Source organism: Aliidiomarina soli (assembly GCF_003986975.1).
Classification (GTDB): domain Bacteria; phylum Pseudomonadota; class Gammaproteobacteria; order Enterobacterales; family Alteromonadaceae; genus Aliidiomarina; species Aliidiomarina soli.
On record NZ_PIPO01000005.1, the window covers coordinates 111,329 to 131,577 of the forward strand.

Consider the following 20,249-nt stretch of genomic DNA (forward strand, 5'->3'; position numbering starts at 1 on the left):
CGGTCGTTCGCCTAGTCGCGCGCCGGTTATGTTGAGAATGCAGGAGATATTGCATGTCATTTTTTACCCGCACAGCCCGTTTAACGGTGGCTGTTGCCACGCTTACCCTGGCAGCTTGCGCTAGTTATAGTCCCAATTATGAGGCGCTGGACCAACAGGTTCGCGCTGAATCTGCACCGCTTCCGGTGGATGCGGATATTGCTGAGCTTATCCGCTATGCCCAGCGCCACCACCCTGCGGTACTTGCCGCCGAGGCTCGTCTTGAACGCGCCCGTGCGGGTTCTGTCGCTGCTGGTGCGTTTGCTGACCCGCAGTTAAGTATCAGTCAGGGCCTGAATGACGCCGATTATCAAACCTTAGGGCTGTCCCAGGAAATTCCGGTGTTTGGGCGCCGCGGAATGAGCATTGAACAGGCCCGTACTGCTGAACGAGCTGCCCAGGCCCGCTTGGTCGAAGTCAAAGCCGACCTTGCTGCGAATGTGGTGCAGGCATTCAGTGAATATCTCTATGTGGGCGAAAATCAGCGATTGCAGGGCGATTTAGTTCAGTTGCTGGAGCAATTTACCGCAGTCGCTGAACGCAGCTACGCAGCTGGGTCGGTGAGTATGCCGGACTTACTGCGGGCGCAGAACGCGCTGGATGAAGCGCGTAGTGATTATCAGAACCTTGACGCTATGCTGTTTTCGCAACGTGCCCGCCTGAACTCGGCCCTTGGTCGTGATGCCCGCACTGAAATTGAGGGCGACTATTCACTTATCCAGTCACATCGTGAATTTGCTCGCTTGCCAGCACCTGCGGATGAACTCTACGCCCTGCTAAAAGAACAGAATCCTGCCTTACTGGCCAGCCGCTTTGAAGTGGAAAGCATGCTGGTTGGGCAGGATTTAGCAGACAGCGCCGGATTACCAAGACTGATGGTGGGTGCCGAGTACATGAACACAGCCATGGCGTCAGACACCATCGTCGGTATGGTCTCGGTGTCGCTGCCCATCTGGCGCTCAAATTACCGCGCCCAGCGTGATGCCGCGAAAGCCGATGTAGAAACCGGTATACAGCAGCTGCGGGCGGCAGAGCTCGAGGTACAGGCTGAACTTAGTATGGCGCTTTATCAGTGGCGGGAAGCAGAGCGGAATCGTGAACTCTACGGTGACGTGCTGGTTGCCCGCTCTGAACAGGCTGTCGCTACCACCTTAAGTAACTACCAGAACGGCAATGCCGGGTTTACCGATGTGATTACCAGTCAGCGTGAGTGGTTAAGCTTTGCGCTGGCGCATCGTCGGGCGCTTGCCAATCAACTTGCCGCCGTTGCCACCATCCATGCACTTATCCCAGCAAGTCTTTCAGAGACTGCGCCTGCCGCTACGCAAGACAACAAGGTTGAGGTTGACCATGAATAAGAAAAATCCAGTGACGGTGATTGCCGTTATTTTTGTCGTGATTGTGCTTGGCGCGACGGCGCTTGGACTGTCCTTTCAGACTCCTCACCAGGACGACCATGACCACAGTCAGGAGACCGCGGCTAGTGAGTATTTACACCAGCATGGCGAGGATCAGGAACAGGAATATACCTGCTCCATGCACCCGAACTTTCGCTCAACCGATCCGAATGAGCGCTGCCCGATTTGCGGCATGGAGCTTATTCCCGTCACCACCAGTGCAGCGCGTGACGATGACCTGACACGCATTGAGTTTACTGGCCGCAGCCTGGCACTGCTTGATCTTCAAACCTACGTGGTGCAACGGGGAAGCGCGAGTGCACAACTGCGGATGATAGGCTCACTGGAATTTGATGAACGTTCGCTCACGGCTATTAGTGCCTGGACAGGCGGGCGGATCGAGAACCTGTATGTGAACTTTACCGGGGACTACGTTGAGGCTGGTGAGCCATTGGTTGAACTCTATAGTCCTGAATTGTACGTCGCCCAGCAGGAATTACTTCAGGCCTACAATCAGGCCCAACGCGACGCGCCTGGTTTCCTGGCCGACTCGAATCAAACCACCCTGCGCGCGTCACGCGAACGTTTACGTTTGCTCGGCCTTACCAGTACACAAATCGAGAAAATTATTGAAAGCGGTGAAGCCAGCGACCGGATCACCATTTATGCGCCAACAGCAGGGCTGGTGGTGACACGCAATGTGTCGCAGGGGGATTACGTAAACACCGGCGACACGGTGCTCGAACTAGCGGACGGGGATCAGCTGTGGGCGGTGTTCGAGTTGTTTGAACGTGACCTGCAGTATATTGAGGTGGGCCAGCAGCTTGAGTTTGACCTGCGCGCGTCCAATGAGCGGATCGAGGGGGTTGTCGAATCCCTGGGCCCACGTATCGATGCAGAGCGTCGCACCCGCGAAGTTCGGGTTGCTATTAGCGGCAGTGAGCATTCTCTGACCGCGGGGTCTTTTGTGCGCGCACTGGTGAATGTTGAAGTCGATGACGTGATGACAATTCCGGCCTCAGCGCCGCTGTTAACGGGTGACCGAGCCGTTGTCTATGTACGGGTGAGTGAAGACAGCAGTGAATTTGAAGCGCGCAATGTAGAAATAGGCCGCAAGCTTGGTGACAGTTATGAAGTGCTAAGCGGGCTTGCTGAAGGCGACCATGTGGTTAGCCGCGGAGCATTCCGCATCGACAGCGAACTGCAACTACGTGGACGCCCAAGCATGATGGCGCCGCAGGGTGGCGGAGCCGTGGGCCATGATCACGGCAATGGCGAGAGCGCTGGGTCAGAACAGCAAGTGACTCATGAGCAACATCAAGAATCAGCAGCACCAACAGGCGAAAACCTGCAGTTAGGCGACCTGCCGCGACATTACTTCGCTATGTGGGACGCCTTGCATAACGATGATCTGGAAGCATGGCAGAGCGCCGCTACAGACTTTTACCAGTTCGCTGATACAATTCGCTGGCCCCATAACATGCACGACCTGCATGCTGAATTAAGCACTGGCGCGGGCCATGCCCACCACGTCGATAGTCTGGATCGGGCGCGCGAACTGTTTCAGCTCCACTCCCAGGCGATGATAGCCCTGGCGCGGGCTGATTACCTTGAAGTGAATGCTTACCTGATGTTCTGCCCGATGGCCTTTGACAACCAGGGCGCTTACTGGCTGCAGCCGGATAACCGTCTGCTGAACCCCTACTTTGGCGGCAGTATGTTGCGCTGCGGCGACCGCGTAGAAAGCTTTGAAGCGGGCCATGACAGCCACGGAGGTCACTAATTATGACCAACTGGCTATTACAAAATAAGTTGGTCGTTGGCTTACTGGCGGTGATTGTTGTGGTCGCCGGTATTCTGGTCGCCCCCTTTAACTGGGACACCGGGATGCCGCGTTCACCGGTGGCCGTAGATGCCATTCCTAATATCGGCGAGAACCAGCAGATCGTCTATACCGAGTGGCCAGGGCGCTCGCCGCAGGACGTCGATGACCAGATAAGCTACCCCTTGTCGGTGCAAATGATGGGGGTGCCCGGGGTTAAGGACGTGCGGACCTTGTCGATGTTTGGTTTTTCCAGCATTGCGGTCATTTTCAACGACGATGTGGAATTTTACTGGTCACGCTCGCGCCTGCTGGAGAAACTCAGCAGTTTGCCTCCCGGCACTTTGCCTGATGGTGTGCAACCGGCATTGGGGCCGGATGCGACAGGCCTCGGCCAGGTATATTTATATACCTTGGAAGGGCGCGACCCGCAGGGGAACCCGATTGGTGGCTGGGACTTAGACGAACTGCGTTCGGTGCAGGACTGGTATTTGCGCTATGCGCTGCTCGCTGCAGAAGGTATTTCTGAAGTCGCCTCGGTGGGCGGCTATGTCCGCGAATACCAGATTGATGTCGACCCCGACGCCCTGCGCTATTACGACGTGACCCTTGAACAGGTAATGACCGCCGTTCAGCAATCGAATCTGGACATAGGCGCGCGTACCACCGAGATCAATCAGGTGGAATACATTGTGCGCGGGGTTGGTTTTATTGAGTCGCTGGAAGACATTGAACGTGCCGTGGTGCGTTTAGCCAGTGACAACTCGCCGATACTGGTATCCGATGTGACAACGGTTGGTTTTGGCCCGGCGGAGCGTCGCGGCGCTCTGGATGTTGCTGGTGCTGAAGCGGTTGGTGGCGTGGTCACCGTACGCGAAGGCTTTAACCCACTGGAAGCAATCGAAAATACCAAAGAACGCATCGCCGAAGTGGCGTCGAGTATGCCGGCGCGTGCAGTGATTGACTGGGACGCGGTGACTCCACAACAGGTCAGCGAGTTTGCAGCCAGTCAGCAGTTGCCGGATTACCAAACCGGAACGCTTAACTTTGATGATGAGAGTCAGAGTGCCTGGTCTGAATGGTTGCAGGCGCACCCGCAGGACAGCTGGCCTGACTGGATAAACCTGAGTCAGATCAATGTGGTGCCGTTTTATGACCGCTCGACGCTGATCATGGAAACCTTAGGCACCCTGGATGACGCGCTGGCTCAGCAGCTATTGGTGACCACCGCCGTGGTCATGATCCTGCTGTTGCATCTGCGCTCGGCCATTACCGTCGCGACCATGCTGCCGCTGGCGGTATTGATGACCTTTATTGGCATGCGGGTCCTTGGCGTTGAAGCCAATATTGTGGCGTTAGCGGGCATTGCGATTGCCATCGGTACCATTGTCGATATGGGGATTATTGTCGCCGACAATATTTTAAGGCTGCGTAAACAGTTCCCGGATACCGAAATCGGCGCCATTATTCAGCGCGGTACGAAAGAAGTGGGGCCGGCAGTGCTGACCGCGATTGCGACCACAGTGATAAGCTTCCTGCCAGTTTTCACCATGACAGGCGCTGAAGGTAAACTCTTCACCCCTCTGGCCTACACCAAAACTTTAGTGCTGCTGTCCGCGGTGTTGCTGGCGCTGGTGGTGGTACCTGTGATGTTGCGGCTGTTACTCAGCGACCGTCTGCGTAAGCTCGATGCCTGGCTTGAGGCGCGGCGCAAGGCCTACCAGATTGCCTATGTGGTGCTTACTCTGGTGGTGCTGATTGTACTGGCTAATTTATGGGAGCCCTTAGGCCCTGCCGCCGGAACGGTGCGTAACCTGCTCTTCGTGGTCATATTGTTTGCTGCTGTGGTAGGTAGTTTTGCGCTGATTATTCGCTTCTATGAACCCATGTTGCGCTGGTGCCTGCGCTTTAAAGCCGCATTTTTAGCGCTGCCGGTACTGGTGATTGTAGCGGGGCTTGCCACGGTTCCCGGTTTAGGGCGTGAGTTTATGCCGTCGCTTGATGAAGGGTCCTTTCTGCTGATGCCTACGACTATGCCACATGCATCAATTGGCGAAGCGCTGGATGTATTGAGCCAGCAGGACAAAGCGATAGCAGCGATCCCGGAAGTGGACTCGGTGGTGGGAAAAATTGGCCGCGCGGAAACGGCGCTCGACCCGGCGCCAGTGTCGATGATCGAAACCATCATTAACTACAAAAGTGAGTTCCGTACTGATGAAAATGGCCGTCGACTTAACTTCAGAACCGATGCGGACGACAATTTTGTTCGCGACGCTGACGGTGAGTTAATCGAAGATCGGCGCGGCAGACCATACCGTCAATGGCGCGACCATATCCAAAGCCCAGCCGATATCTGGACTGAAATCACTGCGGCTGCGGAAGTGCCCGGGGTGACCTCAGCCCCGCGTCTGCAACCGATCGAAACCCGCCAGCTGATGTTACAAACCGGCATGCGGGCGTCGATGGGGGTCAAAGTCCAGGCTCCGGATTTGGAAACCCTGGAGCAGGCGGCTATCGATATTGAACGGGTGCTACGCGGTTCTGATGGAGTCAATGCAGCTTCAGTCAGTGCTGAGCGTGTGGTCGGCAAGCCCTATTTGGAAATCAATCTGTTGCGCGACCAGATAGCCCGTTATGGGCTCAGTGTTGAGACGGTGCAAAACACCATTGCTGCCGCACTGGGCGGGGTTGAAGTAACTCGCAGCATTGAAGGACGTGAACGCTATCCGATTCGCGTGCGCTATCAGCGTGAGCGGCGTGACGATATTGAGGCGATGTACGAGAGCCTGATCACGGCCGCTAACGGGGCTCAGATACCCTTGTCTGAGGTGGCTGAAATTACCTACACTCGTGGCCCTCAGATGATCCGGTCAGAAAATACCTTCCTCACTGCTTATGTCACCTTTGGTTCCGTTGCAGGCTACGCGGAAGTTGAGGCGGTCGAAGCGGCCAGCGAACATCTGCGTTTAGCCCAACAGCGCGGAGAGCTCAGGCTGCCATCAGGGGTAAGCTATAGCTTCGCCGGAAGTTATCAGCAGCAGCAAAGTGCAATGCAAACATTGCAGTTAGTGATCCCATTGTCGCTGATCCTGATTTTTATTCTGTTGTATCTGCAATTTAAAGAGGTCAGTACCGCGTTGATGGTGTTCAGTGGTATCGCAGTCGCCTGGGGCGGCGGTTTTATCATGCTTTACCTCTATGCTCAGTCATGGTTCGCAAACTTTAGTATTCCATTGATTACTCAGGGTGTCCCAGTGCGCGAGATCTTCCAGTTCGAAGTCACCAACCTCAGTGTCGCTGTGTGGGTTGGTTTCCTTGCGCTGTTTGGGATTGCAGTCGACGACGGTGTGGTGATGGCGACGTACCTGAAGCAGCGTTTCAGTGAAGGCGTCAGTGACACGGTCGAGAGCGTGCGTAACCGCACTGTAGAGGCCGGGTTGCAGCGGGTACGCCCCTGCCTGATGACCAGCGCGACTACCATTCTGGCGCTCTTTCCGGTACTTACAGCGACCGGGCGGGGTGCAGATTTAATGATCCCAATGGCCATCCCTACGGTCGGCGGCCTGACCTTTGTCGTGCTGTCGATGTTTGTGGTGCCAGTGCTGTATAGCTGGCGCGAAGAATTGAAACTTAAATTTAATCGTAAAGGAGTTTGAAATGTTGAAATTTAACCAGGTAATCACCGCCGTAGCAGTCACGTTTTTTGTCAATGGTGCCGCGCTCGCTCAGCAGGAACATGCGCACCACCAGCACGGCAACGCCCATAGCGAGGAGCATGCTGAGATAGCATTTGTTCGTGCCGAGGTGGTGGAAGTGGATTTAGAGCACAATGAGCTGGTTCTGCGCCATGAGGCGATTGAACATCTGAATATGGCAGCCATGACGATGGCCTTTAGTGCCGCTGATGGTGTCGATATCTCTCATTTGAGTGAAGGCGATGACATCAAGGTCAAGGTAGAGCGTCAGGACAGGGACTTCGTGATCATCGAAATGGAAGCAAACCAACATACTCATTGAACATTCTTTAAACTGTTTTAACTGATCTTTACATATTTTTATGCATTAAAAGAATATATAAATTCATGTACAACTCATTGGGCTGGAGGAAATACGACCAGTTGAAGCCGACAAGGCTAGTACGAAAGTGTAATGTAGTTGGCTATACAACTACGGTGTTCATGGTCGATTCTGAAACTTTAGTAGTTGTATAGAAACCTTTAAAAACGGGCTTTGTAAAGGATAAGTGGAATTCTTCGAAGTTGCATATACATCTTTATAACTGTTATGAATAGTGTGTTAGATAAACTAAATGTGCAATAAGCGGGGAAAACGACGATGAATAAAATTTCAAAAATAGCCTTAGCAGTCAGTCTCGGCTTGTTACCAGCCCAGCAGCTAGTAGCTCAGGACGACAACCAGCCTGCAGCGGCGGAGCAAAGCTACGAACGCATTACAGTAACAGGCTCACGTGTGTTACGGGCCGAGGCAGAAAGTGCAGCCCCAGTTCAGGTCTTTACAGCCGAAGATATTGAAGCGACCGGCCTGACCTCGATGGAGATGGTGTTGCAACGTATGTCAGCCTCGGCTGGCTATGGCGGAAACCAGACTAGCGCCTACTGGAACGGTGGTGGCTGGGGTACTACGCAGGTTAACTTACGTGGCCTTGGCGCCAACCGCACACTGGTGCTGTTAAATGGCCGCCGGGTAGTCAATGGTGGTACAGGTGCGAACAGCTCAGTTGATTTAAATACCATTCCGCTGACCATGGTTGAGCGCATCGAAGTACTAAAAGATGGCGCCTCGGCAATTTATGGCGCGGATGCAGTTGCTGGCGTAGTCAACGTGATTACCCGCAAAAGTTACGATGGTTTTATGGTTGAAGGCCGGGTTGCGGGTACTGAACACGGCGACGGAGGCGAGCGTCAGGTTAATATGATGTTCGGTGCAAGCTCAGATCGTGGCCGGATTGTAACCACAGCCAGTTACCGTAGCACCGACGCAGTTAATATGGCTGACCGTGCTCCCTGCGCCCTTGCAGAAACGGTCCCGGGCGAACTGAATTGTGTTGGCAGCGCCTCCACACCCGGTGGCCGCGCGGTGCTCACCAGTGGTCCGAATCAGGGCGATATGATTAATTTCAATCAACCCGGTGCTGAAGACCCTAATGGCTATTCACCTTATGATCCTAACCTGCACAATGTGAATTCATTCCCTTCACTGAACGCAGTAAACCCGGTAACGACCTTAAGCTTTTCCAGCTTTGGCGACTACCGTCTGGGTCAGGACACCATAGCGTTCGCAGAGCTGCTATATAATAACCGCCGCTCTAGCCAGATTGGCGCACCGGGTACGTTACGTAATATTGATTATGCAGCGGATCATCCTGATAACCCGGTGGGCGAGGATATCCGTGTGGTTCAGCGTCGACTGGAGGAAGCAGGCCCGCGTGGTTTTGAACAGGACATCAGTACGTTCCGCGTAGTCACCGGCTTTAACGGTCTGTGGAACAATAATTGGGCCTGGGAAGTGGCGTACAACTATGGCCGCACCAGTGGTTCAGATGCTTCTACCAACATCGTCAATCTGGAACGTATGGAGCGGACTATTAACCCTGAAACCTGCGGCAGCGACGGCGTACCCTGCGCCAATCTATTGGGCTACGGTAATGTCAGCCAGGATGCACTCGACTACATGCTGTTTCGTATCAGTGGTGACGGTGGTAACGAGCAACGCTCGGTCACAGCCAACATCGCGGGCGACCTGTTTTCAACCTCCCGTGGTGTTATTCCTGTCGCATTTGGTATCGAAAGCCGTACTGAGCGTGGCTGGAGTGAGCCTGATTCATCAGTGGTGGCGGGTATTATGAACACCAACCGTCGTGAGCCTTTACGCGGTCAGTATCAGGTAAACGAAGCCTATGTGGAAACTTCAGTTCCATTGCTCGATGGACATCGTTTTGCCGATTATATGGCGCTGGATTTCGCCTATCGCTATTCCGATTACGACACCTTTGGCAGTGACGGAAACTATAAAGTCGGTCTGCACTGGAACGTGAATCAGGATCTGAAACTACGGGCTACTCAGTCTACGGCGTTCCGGGTGCCAAATATCCCTGAGCTCTTTGGTGGTATCGGTGAAGGTAACCTGACCACTACCGATCCATGCTCTGGCTGGGATCAACCCGGCGCGGATGCGACAGTGGCTGCTAACTGTCAGGCCGATGGTGTACCCGCAGGCTACACCCAGCTTGGTTCAAGCGTACTGACTCAAACCGGTGGTAACCCAGCATTGCAGCCTGAAGATGCGAATACCTTTACCGCGGGTATGGTGTGGGACGTGCAGTATGTTGAAGGGCTCCAGGTCACCCTGGATTACTTCGATATTGAAATCGAAAACGCAATCCGTGGGGTGGCAGGCTCGACCAAACTGGCTGCCTGTTATAACTCGGAAAACCTGTCTCACCCGTTTTGTAATGACGACAGCTTTTCTCGTGACGAGTTGACTGGTGCAGTCGAATTCCTCTCCGCGCAACCGGCCAATGTAGCAACTGAAAATGTTTCGGGTATTGATGCGTCAGTTTATTATCGTACCCAGCTAGCTGGTCTTGATGCGTCCTTTAATCTGAATATGACCTATCTCAATGAGTATACGGTAGAGCCTTTTGCTGGCGCTCAACCGATAGAGTACGCAGGGCATATTACCGGTGGTAGCGGCAGTTACGCCCGTCTGCGCTCGGATGCGGCGGTCACTCTTGGTACTGATACCTGGCAGGCCAACTATAACATCCGCATGATCGGCTCGGCAGATGATATTAACGCATCACCGGGCGACATCGGAGCCGAGGCACCTGCTGTGTTCTACCACGATTTGCAGGGCGTTTATTTCATGACTGATAACTGGAGCCTGACGGTTGGCGCAAACAACCTGTTTGATAAGAAGGCGCCTTATATACAGAGCTGGACGGATGCCAATACAGACACCATGACCTATGACCTGATGGGTCGGAAGCTGTACGCAAAAGTACGTTACGAGTTTTAACCTGTACGGGCGGCCGTTTCCCTTTATGGCAACGCGGTCGCCCGGTTTTTTTGAGGTAAGTCTATGCAATATCAATCCTCTGCGTTTCGTACCTGGCATCGCTGGTTAGGCATTATTGTCGGTGTGCAAATGGTTGTCTGGGCGATCTCGGGCGCTTATATGGTGATTGTTCAGTTACCTTTTATTCACGGCGAGCATCTGACTCAGGAAGCAAATGGTGAAATCCGTGATTCGTCACTGGTTGAACGTTTGCCAGCAGTGCTTGAGAACTATCCGCAGGTTAATCAGATCCACCTGGTAAATCGACTGGTGCAGGGCGACGACCAGGATCTGGCACAAGTACATTCCGAGAGTGAAAAGTTCTTAGTCAATTTACACACCTTAGCACCGGTTGAACTTTCCGAAGCCGATATCAAAGGCCTGGCCGCCGCCTATTACGCCAAAGGCGAACCCACTATCAGTGGTGTGGAGTACATTGAAGAGGCGCCACCGACTGAGTTGAGCGAACGTTACTTGCCGATTTGGCGGGTTAATTTTGATGATTTTGGCAACACAAGTTTATACCTGCATCCGCAGACCGGTGAGATGACAGTAAGGCGTCACGACTTCTGGCGTGGGTTCGACATCATGTGGATGTTCCATATTATGGATTACGACGAACGCGTCGACATTACCACTTGGTGGTTACGCGCCTTTATTTTTGCCACCTTTGCCTTCTTGTTTACCGGCACTGTGCTACTGCTACAGACCCTATGGGCGTCGCGGAGGAAACCAGCATGAAGTTCTTACAATGGTTACACCGCTGGACCGGTTTAATTTTACTCATTCAGCTCATGCTGTGGACGATTAGCGGTCTGTATTTTGCGCTGGTCGATCACCACGGCATGAAAGGGCATCAGTACTTTAGTATGCAACAACCCGAAGCATTGAACCGGGCGCAACTGGCCAATCTCTCACCGGCCTGGTGGGATGAATTTAACGGCGTGACTAAAGTGCATAGCTACACTACTCAGGGCTTGCCGCGGGTGGAAGTGCATCATCAGGATGGCATTACCCACCTGGATGGACGTGACGGCAGTGTGTGGCAAACCGATCAGAATTTTGCGCAGCAAATTGCGCAGGCAAGTTATTCCGGCCCCGGTAGTCTGGCCCGGGTTACGCCAATTGAGCGTACCCGAGAGCTACATGACTGGAGAGGGCAAGGTTATCGGATCGATTTTGATGATGATCTGAACACCCGGGTATATGTTGACAGAGCATCGGGCACGGTTATCGACCATAGAAATACTCCCTGGGTGGTTGCTGACTGGATGTTCCGACTTCATTTTATCGATTATACCGGTGGTCGGAATTTTAATAACATGGTGGCAATTGCCGCTGCGGTGATGACTCTGTGGTTTGCGCTGTCAGGTTTTATCCTGCTGATCAAACTACTGAATAGCGGCGAAATGCGCTTCACTCTGCGCAAAGCATCACTAACGGCCGATGTCGGCGAGCGCCAATTCAAATTCAGCGACAAAGCGCACAAAACCGTACTGCAGGTTTTGCAACACAATGATATTGCAGTAGAAAGTGGCTGTGGCGGCGGTGGAACCTGTGGTTTCTGCGCGGTAAAAGCGGCGCCGGATACACCGGTTACGGTTAGTGACCGTGCTCAGTTGTCTGCAACCCAGTTAGAGCAAGGCTATCGCCTGGCCTGCCAGCACAGCATTGAAATGCTGCACAAGGTTGAGGTGCCGGAAACGGACGCCCGCAAGTATTCATTGCAGCTGAAAGAATCGCGTTTCATTACCCCTATGCTCAGAGAGCTGCGTTTTGAAGTGGCTGACGGACCAGTGGAATACGCGGCAGGTCAGTATATGCAGTTCCTGATCCCGGCAGGTGCCGGGCAAAGCCGACCCGCCGATATCCCGGAAGACTACGTCATTGAATGGCATGCTATTGAAGCCTGCGACTTTAAGCATGACGCTGTACGACGCAGTTACTCGATGGCTACTGCAGCAGGCGGCACAGAACTGGTCTTTACCGTGCGTTATCAGCCACAGGCCCCAGGGGCACTTGCGCCAGGTGTGGGTTCGTCATACCTGTGTAACTTAAAGCCCGGCGAAACCATTATTGCAGAAGGCCCGTTTGGTGACTTTCAGCGGCTTGCCGGGGCTGATCGTAAGCTTTGCTTTATCGGTGGTGGCGCTGGTATGGCACCGTTGCGGGCGCTTATCCAGGAAGAGCTAAGAAGCCATCAACCAAGGCCAATGCAGTTTTTCTATGGCGCGCGGAATCGTGGTGAAGTGCTCTACATTGATGAGTTTGTTGAACTCGACAACGCGGATAAACTGCGCTTTGTGCCGGTTCTGTCAGAGCCCCGCGAAACCTGTCAGTGGGGTGATGCCGAGGGGTTTGTGCATGAAACAGCCGAAGCCTGGCTGCGTCAGCAGGACATCAGTGAGTACGACTTCTACATTTGTGGTCCGCCACGTATGCTCGCTGCAGCCTTGTCGATGCTGAAAGAACTGAAGGTAGATCCATCGCGTGTTCGCTATGACGATTTTGGGAACTAGCTAATCATAGGACTATCCTGCTGAGTCGGAGGAAGCATTGCCCACTTGTTCATAAATTGACCTTTCCATTTGTGAATCGGTGGGCTTTAATCATTAACAATATTAGTTGATGGCGGAACTCGATATGAAAACTTCTTACTCATCAGTCGCACTTGCGTGTGCACTATTTATGGGCGTTCAGCCCGCATCCGACGCTTGCACCCGAGCTGTTTATCAGGGGCCTCAAGGGCTAACTATTACAGCCCGTTCAATGGATTGGAAAGACGACATTCCCGCCAATCTATGGGTGTTTCCAAGAGGGATGGAACGTCACGGCGCAGTGGGGGATAACTCACTACAGTGGACTTCCACCTATGCCAGCGTGGTCACCAGCTCTTTTGACATCGCCAGTACCGATGGAATGAATGAAAAAGGCCTGGTTGCCAATCTGCTGTGGTTAGCAGAGTCCGAATACCCTGATTACGATAGCTCGCAAATAGGTCTGTCCGTTGCTGCCTGGGTGCAGTATGTGCTGGATAATTTTGCCAGCGTCAGTGAAGCAGTTGAGGCACTGCAGGATGAGCCGTTTGTCGTCGTATCGTCGGACATTCCTGGTACAGAGCGTTTTACTACGGTGCATTTATCGATTTCTGATGCTGAAGGTGACAGCGCTATATTTGAGTATATCGATGGTCGGCTGGTGACCCATCACAGCGCAGACTATCAGGTGATGACCAACTCCCCTGTGTTTGATCAGCAGATCGCGCTGAATCAGTACTGGCGGCAAATCGGTGGCACCACTATGTTACCGGGTACAAATCGTGCTGCTGACCGGTTTGTGCGTGCGTCTTTCTATATCGACGCGATTCCACAAACCTCTGACCCCCATATCGCAGTGGGAAGTGTCTTCAGTGTAATTCGCAATGCTTCAGTGCCATATGGTATTTCCTCAGAAGAAGAGCCTAATATCTCATCTACCCGTTGGCGGACGGTGGCTGACCAAAAGCACCTGAAGTATTACTTTGAAACCGCATTAACCCCCAATACCTTCTGGGTCGACCTGAATCAGTTCGATGTCAGTGAAGGGGCAGAGGTGAAATGGCTTCGGGTTGACGACAACCAGATCTATTCTGGTGAAACATCAGCGCATTTTGAGTCTACTACAGCATTCGAATTCGCTGGTTTGTAAACTGTATTGACTGCCTGCTGTGCTATGATGCGGCCATTATTTAGCACAGTAGAGAGTACGTCATGGCGTTGCAGGCAACCCCTTATAAAGTCAGTCTGGATATTTCAGATATGGATCGCGGCGTCTACGAGACGGTTAAAGTGACCGTCGCACGCCATCCGTCAGAGACTGAACTGAGGCTGGTTGCGCGGATTATTGCGTACGCCATTTTTTATCACGAGCACCTGGCTTTCGGCCGAGGCCTGTCGGACACCGACGAGGCGGCGTTATGGCAGCTAAGCCTGGACGGCCAGATTGAACACTGGATCGATGTCGGTCAGCCTGATGCCGACCGCATCACCAAGTCGAGCCGTCGCGCGCCACAGATGTCAGTGCTTGCTTATGGTAATACCCGTATCTGGGCTGAAAAACTGCTACCTAAAGTGAATGACCTCAAGCAGGTCCGTATTCTCGCACTCCCGGAGCCTGAGCACGCTGAACTCGCCTCGCAGATTGGCAGAAATATCCACTGGGGCGTGATGGTCACTGACGGGGTACTCTATGTCAGCGATGGTGACAGCCAGGTTGAACTTACACTGCAGGAGCTGAAAGCCGCGCAGTAGTCTAGCTTACCGGGTTAATCGCCGCGATCGCGGCGTGCGTAGCCGCTACCGATTGCACTGAACGGTAACTGCAGGCCTAACTCCGGGACCTGGATCGCTATCCAGGCGGGCAGTGTATTACTGTTTGGTCCGGGTACTGCACGGTATTCGCCAGTCCAGGGGTAGCGTTCTACCGCCTCCTCAATTTGTGGAATGAGCTCTCTGGCTTCGTCTCCCTGCATGGTCAGTAGCACGTCCGGGCGTGCGCCGTACCAATAACGATCAGGAATTTCTGTCTGGTAAGTGCGCAACGCTGAGCGACCTTCGTCGACACCCCAGCCAACGACTTCATACACTGTATATTCACTTGCTTGCTCTGGTTTGATGGCAATCCAGGTATGCACGGCAAACCAACCGCGCCAGCCGTAGGCATCGGCAGCATAGACTTCGATCACCGCTTGCGGCGTTTCAGCTGGCGGCGGTGCAAGCCCAGCGGAATCCCGCGAGGCTGAACGCCAGTCACCTGATGAACAGGCGCTGAGGACGATAACAGAACATAAAATAAGGGTGATTCTTACCTTTAGCATGGTGATTTAATCCGTAAAACCAGGAAGCTGGTAAAAATATAGTACGTAACCGGACTCATTTTAGACTTCTCCCCGCTTTGTGCGGTAGCGCACATACATGCGTGAGTTGGTTAAGCAGACTTAGATGCAGACGTAATTTAAGCCCAGAGGTGCTTAACTACGTATAAGAGAGAGCATTTATCGACTTAAGCTGAAGGAGCAAGTCATGAAAACAGGAAATCAGGATTCACGTATTGATGATGTCATTGCGAAAGCGGCTTCTGGTGTGCGCGGGGCTGTTGATAAAACGGCGGAGGCATCTCATCATGCCAACCAAAGTATCCGCAAAACAGCTCATCAACTGCATAAAAAAGAGCAGCAATGGGCGAAAAGCTCAGGTGCTTACATTAACCGTCACCCGTTTTTAGTTGTCGGTTGCGCGGTGGCTGCTGGATTTTTACTGAGTAAAGTTCTGCAACGTTCAGAGTCTGACGAGTAAGTGTTTACTTTCGGTAATACGCTTGTTGTGTGGGGTAACGTACAGACGCCTTTTGGGTATCGACCATACTTATAATCCAGCGCGGCAACCAGTTGCGCTTGTTATAAGCTCCCACGAGCCCAGGAGATAACGTTATGAGTACTCAACGAAACCAAGGTCAACAAGACCAGAAACAAGCTCAGCAAGGCCAGAAGCAACAGCAACAGGGTCAGAAGCAAGAGCAGCAAGGCCAGAAGCAAAATCAGCAAGACCAGAAGCAACAACAGCAAGGAAAGCCTGGTCAGCAACAAAAGGCTAAATAAACTTAGCTTTAAATAACATGCAAAGCCCGGCCTTTATGGCCGGGTTTTTTTATACTGGCTCTGCAGTGGGTGGTAACATTCGCAACTATACGTCAGCAGGAGCGGGCGATTGATATGCTCGACCTGGCCGCGATGGTAGTGCAAAGCGCCAGCCTCTTGCAGCGCACCCGCGGCGTTGCTGACCGCTTCGCGGCGCACGCCGAGTCTGGCCGCCATAGCGGCGTGGGTGGTGAGAATAGGCTGATTAGGGTAGTGGTCGTCGAAGGCAAGCAACCAGCGACTGAGTTGCTGTTTGACTGAATGGTGCCGGTAGCATGCAACCACCTGACATAACTGACGCAGGGTGTCGTCAGTATAAGCGGTTAACAGGGCCTGCAGCTCTGGATATGAGACAGCCAGTTGAGCGAGCACACCGCGGCTAATTTGCAGGGCCGAGCCTGCGCGCAAGACACGACCATGCAGCATGTTGATGGCGGCATTCTCCTGATGGGACGCCAACATGCCCTCGCGCCCAATCATCATAACTTCAGTGGAGGATGAGTCGGTTAATGTATGTACCAGCGACAGCAATGCAGTTTGTGGAAAATACACGTAACTGGATGACTGATCCGCCAAAACAAGTTCCTGGTCCGGGCGCACCATCAGCACCTTTGCCTGAGCCTGAAGGCGAACAAGCAATGAATCTGGCAGCTGCGCCAACAGCATATTGCAACAAACGGCAGACATAGTCGGTTCCATTGGTGAAACAAACTTAGTCTAGCAGAGCCATCGCAATGCGTTAGGCTGAAGCCCTTGCCGCATGCAGTTTTTTATAGCTTTCAATCAGGCGCATATGGCGGTCGAGACCTTCCAGTTTCATGCTGGTGGGTTCCAGACCCGCGAAACGCACGCTACCATCGACCGAGCCCACCGCCGCTTGCATGGTGGCGTCGCCGTACATGCGCTTAAAGTTATACAGGTAATCGTCGAGTTCCAGATCGTCACTCAAGGTGACTTCCAGTACCGCCTGCATGGCCCGGTAAAACAGCACCCGCTCGACGGTGTTATCGTTGTACTGAAGGAACATTTCAACCAGTTCGAGGGCCTCGTCGTGTTGGCCAAGCGCTAAATAAATCAGCAGCTTAAGTTCAAGCACCGTGAGCTGACCCCAAACCGTATTTTCGTCGAATTCAATGCCGATAAAGGTAATGATATCGGTGTAATTATCGATCTGGCTTTCTTCCAGCCGTTCAACCAAATCAGCCAGTTGCTCATCGCTAAGGCGATGCAAGTTAAGAATATCTTCGCGGTACTCAAGGGCAACATTGGTGTTATCCCAAATCAGGTCATCGACCGGATAAACTTCCGAATAGCCCGGCACCAGAACTCGCACCGCTGGCGCACCAAGCTCTTCGAAAACAGCCATGTAAACCTGCTTGCCCATATCATGCAATATGCCCAACAGGGTTTCCGCTTCATACTCGGTGCTGCCGGAAAAGTCCCAGTGCTTAAAGTCATAGTCAGACTTCGCACTGAAAAAGCGCCAGGACACCACACCAGTAGAGTCGATAAAGTGCTCAACAAAGTTATTCGGTTCGCTGACTGCCATTGAATTAAAAGTCGGCAATGGAATGTCGTTGAGACCTTCAAAACTGCGGCCCTGCAGCAACTCTGTCAGGCTGCGCTCGAGTGCCACTTTAAAACTCGGGTGGGCGCCGAAGGATGCAAACACGCCGCCCGTGCGCGGGTTCATTAAGGTCACGCAGGCAACCGGAAAGCGGCCGCCTAAGGACGCATCTTTAACCACCAGCGGAAAGCCCTGGGCTTCAAGTGCTGCGATTCCTTCAGCAATGTCCGGATACTGCGCCAGTACCTCTTTTGGCACCTCGGGCAGAGCGATTTCATTTTCGATGATTTCGCGTTTAACCGCGCGCTCAAAAATTTCAGACAAACACTGAACTTTAGCTTCCGCCAGGGTGTTGCCGGCACTCATGCCGTTGCTTAAAAACAGGTTTTCAATCAGGTTTGACGGAAAGTACACCTGCCCACTGTCGGATAAACGGGTATAGGGCAGTGAAACAATGCCACGGTCTTTGCGGCCTGAGTTGGTATCAATCAGGTGGGACCCGCGAAGTTCACCGTCCGGGTTGTAAATCTCCAGGCAATGGTCGTCTAAAATGCCTTCAGGCAAGGCGTCGTCCGCCCCCGGTTTGAACCATTTCTCGTTCGGGTAATGGACGAAATCGCTGTTGGCAATCTCTTCGCCAAAAAACTGATCGTTGTAGAAGAAATTGCAGTTCAGGCGCTCAATGAATTCGCCCAGGGCAGAGCATAACGCGCTTTCTTTGGTGGATCCTTTGCCGTTAGTGAAACACATCGGCGAGGCGGCATCGCGTACATGCAGTGACCAGACGTGAGGCACAATATTACGCCAGGAGGCGATTTCGATTTTCATCCCCAGATCGGAGAGGATCTTGCTCATGTTAGCAATGGTCTGTTCAAGCGGCAGGTCTTTGCCTTCGATATAGGTGTTGGAATTCGCATCCGGGCTGCCCATGAGCAGCGTCTGAGCGTCTTCATCCAGGTTTTCAACTACTTCTATCTGGAAATCGGGTCCCGTTTGCACCACTTTCTTAACCGTACAGCGGTCGATTGAACGCAGAATACCCTGACGGTCTTTGTCGGATATATCCTCAGGCAGCTCGACCTGAATTTTGAAAATCTGGTTGTAGCGGTCTTCCGGGTCGACAATGTTGTTCTGCGACAAGCGAATGTTGTCAGTCGGAATGTCCCGTGAATTGCAGTAAACCTTCACAAAATACGCCGCGCACATCGCTGAGGAGGCGAGGAAATAGTCAAAAGGGCTCGGCGCCGAGCCGTCGCCTTTGTACCGGATCGGCTGATCGGTAATGACAGTGAAGTCGTCAAACTTGGCTTCAAGGCGTAAGTTATCGAGAAAGTTTACTTTGATTTCCATCTTTGATTTCCATCGTTGGCCCCAGCGTTTAATGGTCCGGGGCTATCTGAATTGCGGGCGTTTCAGTGCGAATGCTGGCCTGACGTGTCGAACACCACCACATCGGTTAAAAATAAGGCGCGTATTATCCCTGTTTAGGCACGCAATGTCTTGCTTTGCTCATCCCGGAGAGAAAAAAGAGCGAACCCCGTCTTGATTTTGATACCTATAGGTTATATGTTGAAACCTAAAGGTATCAAAATACAAGACAAAGTATCAAGGAATGGATATGAAACACTCTGCCCGAAACCCCTACGACGGCTGGACACCGGACCTGCAGGTGCAGGCTCTGAAGCGGTGTACCTATGCAGTTTTTATTGCAACGTTTGGGACTGGTTCATTATTGCTTTCGACCTGGTTTGAGCTGTCGGTAGCTCTGGATATTATGCTGTTCTTTTGCATGATTGTTTCGTTTACCGTTGCCGGAATTGTCTACGCATCGACCGGCATGATGTCGAGTTCAGAACCGTATGGACTGGTGCGATTTAGTGATGAGTATTGTCGCGAGATAATTTTTAAAGGTTACCGTGCGGTGGCATGGTGGCTAACCGCACTATTGCTAATGGGGTTTATTTTGGGCGATATACTTGTCAGTAGTATGGGGTTTGAGGCTATGAGTATTAGCAAAACGGCTGGGATCTATATTCTTCTTACTGCGCTTATATGGGCGGGTTCAGTATCGCGGGCACTCAGTGATAATGCTGATGAAGACACTACCGAAGAAGCGCGGGACTAATGGAAGAAGCCTATAACCGCATTGCCATTGAGCGCAAACTGCGCGGCCTGTCACAGCAGGAGTTGGCGGATGCAATCCGCGTCTCACGTAAAACCATCAGCACCATTGAAACGCGGCGCTTCACCCCGTCCGTGGTGGTGGCATTGAAACTGGCCTATTACTTTGAAATGCCGGTTGAGACTCTGTTTACTCTGACTAAAGAGTAACCCGGCACCTGCCTAACGAGTAGTCGGCAAAAAGTATCTGACTGGTAACTTGCTGAACCTTGGTTGTGAACTGGGGTGGGCGGGCTACACTTTTGCTACTGACTTCGTATTTACGTGATACACATGCAAAGGTGAACAGATGCCCACAACCGCCAAAGTTTTAACTGCGCTTTTAGTTCTCGGAACGCTTTTTGTTGCGATTTTTCTGGTGGTCTATTTTGCCTTGCTTGGGCTGGTTTTTATCCCGCTAGTACTGGGGCTGGCCTACCTCTTATTCAGAGGCATTAAAGCCAGCGCCAGTGACGCAAAAAGCGCGGTTAACGACAAAAGCTCTCAGTGAAA

17 protein-coding genes are annotated in these 20,249 nt (G+C 52.6%); 14 read left to right on the forward strand and 3 right to left on the reverse strand.

The genetic code is table 11. From position 1 onward, the window contains the following. Nucleotides 1-53: 53 nt before the first annotated feature. The 9 genes from CWE14_RS11355 to CWE14_RS11395 all read left to right on the forward strand — a co-directional run bounded on the left by CWE14_RS11355 (nucleotide 54) and on the right by CWE14_RS11395 (nucleotide 14,624). Nucleotides 54-1,397, forward strand: coding sequence for a TolC family protein (locus tag CWE14_RS11355; RefSeq protein ID WP_126799478.1), 1,344 nt, complete (start codon nucleotides 54-56; stop codon nucleotides 1,395-1,397). Next, nucleotides 1,390-3,219, forward strand: a complete 1,830-nt coding sequence (locus CWE14_RS11360; protein WP_126799479.1) for an efflux RND transporter periplasmic adaptor subunit — start codon at nucleotides 1,390-1,392, stop codon at nucleotides 3,217-3,219. Before CWE14_RS11355 ends, CWE14_RS11360 begins: the two co-directional genes overlap by 8 nt. A 2-nt stretch (nucleotides 3,220-3,221) precedes the next feature. Beyond that, nucleotides 3,222-6,914 (forward strand): efflux RND transporter permease subunit, encoded by a 3,693-nt coding sequence (locus CWE14_RS11365; RefSeq protein WP_126799480.1) that lies wholly within the window; start codon nucleotides 3,222-3,224, stop codon nucleotides 6,912-6,914. A 1-nt stretch (nucleotide 6,915) separates the two neighbouring features. Beyond that, nucleotides 6,916-7,275: a copper-binding protein gene (locus tag CWE14_RS11370; protein ID WP_126799481.1), complete on the forward strand. Its 360-nt coding sequence runs from the start codon at nucleotides 6,916-6,918 to the stop codon at nucleotides 7,273-7,275. Nucleotides 7,276-7,593: 318 nt separating this feature from the next. Then, complete coding sequence (locus CWE14_RS11375; protein ID WP_126799482.1) at nucleotides 7,594-10,296, forward strand: TonB-dependent receptor plug domain-containing protein; 2,703 nt, start codon at nucleotides 7,594-7,596, stop codon at nucleotides 10,294-10,296. A 63-nt stretch (nucleotides 10,297-10,359) separates the two neighbouring features. Continuing rightward, nucleotides 10,360-11,076, forward strand: a complete 717-nt coding sequence (locus CWE14_RS11380; protein ID WP_126799483.1) for a PepSY domain-containing protein — start codon at nucleotides 10,360-10,362, stop codon at nucleotides 11,074-11,076. After that, a complete protein-coding gene (locus CWE14_RS11385; RefSeq protein WP_126799484.1) occupies nucleotides 11,073-12,854 on the forward strand; it encodes a 2Fe-2S iron-sulfur cluster-binding protein in 1,782 nt (593 codons plus the stop codon). The genes CWE14_RS11380 and CWE14_RS11385 overlap by 4 nt, the downstream gene beginning before the upstream one ends. Nucleotides 12,855-12,978: 124 nt before the next feature. Continuing rightward, complete coding sequence (locus tag CWE14_RS11390; protein WP_126799485.1) at nucleotides 12,979-14,022, forward strand: linear amide C-N hydrolase; 1,044 nt, start codon at nucleotides 12,979-12,981, stop codon at nucleotides 14,020-14,022. A 62-nt stretch (nucleotides 14,023-14,084) separates the two neighbouring features. Further along, nucleotides 14,085-14,624, forward strand: a complete 540-nt coding sequence (locus CWE14_RS11395; protein WP_126799486.1) for a YaeQ family protein — start codon at nucleotides 14,085-14,087, stop codon at nucleotides 14,622-14,624. Between the two features lie 14 nt (nucleotides 14,625-14,638). Here the strand turns inward: CWE14_RS11395 and CWE14_RS11400 are convergent, their stop codons facing one another. Beyond that, nucleotides 14,639-15,190, reverse strand: coding sequence for a DUF3750 domain-containing protein (locus CWE14_RS11400; protein WP_126799487.1), 552 nt, complete (start codon nucleotides 15,188-15,190; stop codon nucleotides 14,639-14,641). 205 nt (nucleotides 15,191-15,395) lie between these two features. Between CWE14_RS11400 and CWE14_RS11405 the strand changes: the two genes are divergently transcribed. Together CWE14_RS11405 and CWE14_RS14715 are read left to right on the forward strand one after the other, a co-directional pair. Next, complete coding sequence (locus CWE14_RS11405) at nucleotides 15,396-15,668, forward strand: DUF883 domain-containing protein (protein ID WP_126799488.1); 273 nt, start codon at nucleotides 15,396-15,398, stop codon at nucleotides 15,666-15,668. A 134-nt stretch (nucleotides 15,669-15,802) separates the two neighbouring features. Further along, nucleotides 15,803-15,970 (forward strand): hypothetical protein, encoded by a 168-nt coding sequence (locus tag CWE14_RS14715; RefSeq protein WP_157981813.1) that lies wholly within the window; start codon nucleotides 15,803-15,805, stop codon nucleotides 15,968-15,970. Nucleotides 15,971-16,003: 33 nt separating this feature from the next. On the opposite strand, the gene CWE14_RS11410 is transcribed toward CWE14_RS14715, so the two are convergent. Together CWE14_RS11410 and CWE14_RS11415 are read right to left on the reverse strand one after the other, a co-directional pair. After that, a complete protein-coding gene (locus tag CWE14_RS11410; RefSeq protein ID WP_157981814.1) occupies nucleotides 16,004-16,696 on the reverse strand; it encodes a Crp/Fnr family transcriptional regulator in 693 nt (230 codons plus the stop codon). Between the two features lie 52 nt (nucleotides 16,697-16,748). Beyond that, entirely contained in the window at nucleotides 16,749-18,926 is a 2,178-nt protein-coding gene (locus tag CWE14_RS11415; protein ID WP_126799490.1) for an OsmC domain/YcaO domain-containing protein, read from the reverse strand. 268 nt (nucleotides 18,927-19,194) lie between these two features. Here CWE14_RS11415 and CWE14_RS11420 point away from each other — a divergent pair, with 268 nt between their 5' ends. The 3 genes from CWE14_RS11420 (at nucleotide 19,195) to CWE14_RS11430 (ending at nucleotide 20,247) form a co-directional block, all read left to right on the forward strand. Then, nucleotides 19,195-19,701, forward strand: coding sequence for a hypothetical protein (locus CWE14_RS11420; protein WP_126799491.1), 507 nt, complete (start codon nucleotides 19,195-19,197; stop codon nucleotides 19,699-19,701). Further along, nucleotides 19,701-19,907 carry a helix-turn-helix transcriptional regulator gene (locus tag CWE14_RS11425; protein WP_126790139.1) on the forward strand — a complete coding sequence of 69 codons (207 nt, stop codon included), beginning with the start codon at nucleotides 19,701-19,703 and terminating at the stop codon, nucleotides 19,905-19,907. Before CWE14_RS11420 ends, CWE14_RS11425 begins: the two co-directional genes overlap by 1 nt. A 139-nt stretch (nucleotides 19,908-20,046) precedes the next feature. Beyond that, the gene (locus CWE14_RS11430) at nucleotides 20,047-20,247 is read left to right on the forward strand and encodes a hypothetical protein (protein WP_126799492.1); all 201 of its coding nucleotides are present in this window, start codon (nucleotides 20,047-20,049) and stop codon (nucleotides 20,245-20,247) included. Nucleotides 20,248-20,249 lie beyond the last annotated feature (2 nt).